Source organism: Actinotalea ferrariae (genome assembly GCF_019733465.1).
Taxonomy (GTDB): Bacteria; Actinomycetota; Actinomycetes; order Actinomycetales; family Cellulomonadaceae; genus Actinotalea; species Actinotalea ferrariae_A.
Genome location: NZ_JACVQL010000196.1, coordinates 1 through 2,737 on the forward strand (window position 1 = coordinate 1; position 2,737 = coordinate 2,737).

Below are 2,737 nucleotides of genomic sequence, written 5' to 3' on the forward strand. Positions count from 1 at the left end.
CGCTCGGCGAGCTCGGCCGACGCCTCGTCGCCGCGCGCACGGGCGAGCGCCCGGGCCCGCTCGACCTCCGCGTCGAGCGCCTGCTCCACGTGCTCGCGCAGCGCGCGCACGGCCGGGACCGCCGTCTGCTCCGCGAGGGTCTCCTCGAACTGGGCGACGCGCTCCTCGACGATCGCCAGCCCCGCCTCGACCTCGGGCGTCACCGTCGCCGGCGAGTGCCGCTGCACCGCCGCGAGGTCGATCAGCCGGACCCCCGGGACGCCCGCGACGGCGGGGTCGATGTCGTGGTGCAGCGCGAGGTCCACGAGGACCGTCGGGTGCGGCTCGCCGTCGGCCGCGGAGCGCCGGCGGGCGGCCGTGACCATGGCGGCGTCGACCACGGGCCCGAGCGCGCCGGAGCACGAGACGACGACGTCGACGGCGGCGAGGTGGTCGTCCAGCGCGCCCGCCGCGACGGCCGTGAGCCCGCGGTCGGCCGCGAAGGCCTGCGCGCGGCCCGACGGCGAGTACACGGCGACGTCGGTCACGCCGCGCGCGCGGAGGGCGGTGAGGCAGGCGCCCGCGTACGAGCCGGTGCCGATGAGCAGGACGCCCGCGCGGGCGAGGTCGACCGTCTCCGCCGCGAGGTCGAGCGCGACGCCGACCACGGACCGGCCGGCGCTGCCGAGCCCGGTCCGGGACCCGACGGCGCGCGACGTCCGGGACGCGACCTGGAAGAGGCGCTCGAGCGTGGCCGACGTCGTGCCGTCCCCGCGTGCGGCCTGCAGGGCCCGGCGCACCTGGCCGGCGACCTCGCGCTCCCCGACCACCATCGAGTCGAGCCCCGAGGCGACCGCGAAGAGGTGCCGAGCCACGGCCGGGCCGATCCGGGGCTGGAGGCTGGCGGCGACGTCCTCGTGGGCGAGCCCGCTCGCGGCCGCGACCGCGTCGACGGTCGCCTTGACGACGGCGTCGGTCCGCGCCTGGTCCTGCGGGTCCGCCGCGACGTCGAGGTACACCTCGAACCGGTTGCACGTGGCGAGAACCACGGAACCGGTGACGTCTGGGCTGTCCGCGACGACCGCCGTCCCCACCGAGTGGCCCCCGGAGCTCAGCTGCTCCAGCACGTCGAGGTCGAGGTCGCGGTGACTCGCCGTGAGGGTCATGAGCACCACAACTCGCCGAGTCAACCATTCCGGAGTTTGTTCGGCACAATCGGGTGGTGACTCTGCCCGCAGGACATCCCTTGATCGACGGCCGGACCGTGAATTCGCCCCTGGTCCGCGCATTTCGCGGGCAGCCCGGACGCATTTCGCGTGACCAAGGACACATCGCCGGAGCGCCTTCCGAGGACGGCGTCGCGCCGGCTTCCGGGCCGGTCCCGGTGTGGTTCATGCGCCAGGCCGGGCGCTCCCTGCCGGAGTACCGCGAGGTGCGGCGCGGGGTGACGATGCTCGCGTCGTGCCTCGAGCCCGAGCTCGCGAGCGAGATCACGCTCCAGCCGGTCCGCCGCCACGGCGTCGACGCGGCGATCTTCTTCAGCGACATCGTCGTGCCGCTCCTGCTGGCCGGCGTGGACGTCGACATCGTGCCCGGGACCGGCCCCGTGTTCGCCGAGCCCGTGCGGACCGCCGACGACGTCGCGCGGCTCGCACCGCTCGACCCCGCCGCCCTCGCGCCCGTGGTCGAGGCGGTCGAGCGCACCGTCGCGGCCCTCGGCGGCACGCCGCTCATCGGGTTCGCCGGCGCACCGTTCACGCTCGCGAGCTACCTCGTCGAGGGCGGTCCGTCCAAGGACCAGCTGCGCGCCCGGACGCTCATGCACGCCGACCCGGCGACGTGGGGCGCGCTCATGGACTGGGCGGCCGACGTCACGGGGACCTTCCTGCGCGCGCAGGTCATGGCCGGGGCGAGCGCCGCCCAGCTGTTCGACTCCTGGGCCGGGTCGCTGTCGCTGGCCGACTACGAGGCGCACGTCGCGCCGGCGTCGAGCCGCGCCCTCGCGCACGTCGTCGACCTCGGGGTGCCGATCGTCCACTTCGGCACGGGCACGGGCGAGCTGCTCGGCGCGATGCGCGACGTCGGGGCCGACGTCGTCGGCGTCGACCACCGCATCCCGCTCGACGAGGCGAACCGGCGCCTGGGGGGCACCACGCCCCTCCAGGGCAACATCGACCCCGCGCTCCTCGGCGCGCCCTGGCCGGTGCTCGAGGCGCACGTGCTCGACGTCATCGGCCGCGGCGCGACGGCGCCCGGGCACGTGCTCAACCTCGGCCACGGCGTGCCGCCGCAGACCGACCCCGACGTGCTCACGCGCATCGTGCGGCTGGCCCACGGGGAGCGGTGACGGTCACGCCCGCCGGGCCTGCTGTGCCCGCCGTGCCTCACCGGGCCGACGTCGTCGTCGTGGGCGGCGGCGTGGCCGGGCTGGTCGTGGCGCGCGAGTGCGCGGCCGCCGGGCACCGCGTCGTGCTCCTCGAGGCGTCCGACCGGCTGGGCGGCTGCGTCGCCGCCGTCGAGGTCGCCGGCCTCGTGCTCGACGCGGGCGCCGAGTCCTTCGCGACCCGCTCCTCCGCGGTCCCCGACCTCCTCGCCGACCTCGGCCTCGCCGACGACGTCGCGCTGCCCTCGCCCCGGTCCGCGTGGCTCCAGCTGCCCGAGCGCGCGCTCCCGCTGCCGCGCACGGGCGTGCTGGGCATCCCGGGCGACCCGTGGGCGGCCGACGTGCGCCGCGCGATCGGCGTGCTCGGCGCGGTGC

At 76.8% G+C, this 2,737-nt stretch carries 3 protein-coding genes; 2 read left to right on the plus strand and 1 reads right to left on the minus strand.

Going from position 1 to position 2,737, the window contains the following annotated elements:
• Window positions 1-1,145: glutamyl-tRNA reductase (locus ICW40_RS15105; RefSeq protein WP_260459272.1), on the minus strand; the 1,145-nt coding region annotated here is incomplete at its 3' end.
• Between the two features lie 56 nt (window positions 1,146-1,201).
• Here ICW40_RS15105 and hemE point away from each other — a divergent pair.
• Both hemE and ICW40_RS15115 read left to right on the plus strand, forming a co-directional pair.
• Entirely contained in the window at window positions 1,202-2,326 is a 1,125-nt protein-coding gene (gene hemE, locus ICW40_RS15110) for a uroporphyrinogen decarboxylase (RefSeq protein ID WP_221654843.1), read from the plus strand.
• The coding region (locus tag ICW40_RS15115; protein ID WP_308121840.1) for an FAD-dependent oxidoreductase at window positions 2,323-2,737 on the plus strand (415 nt) is incomplete at its 3' end. The genes hemE and ICW40_RS15115, both read left to right, overlap by 4 nt.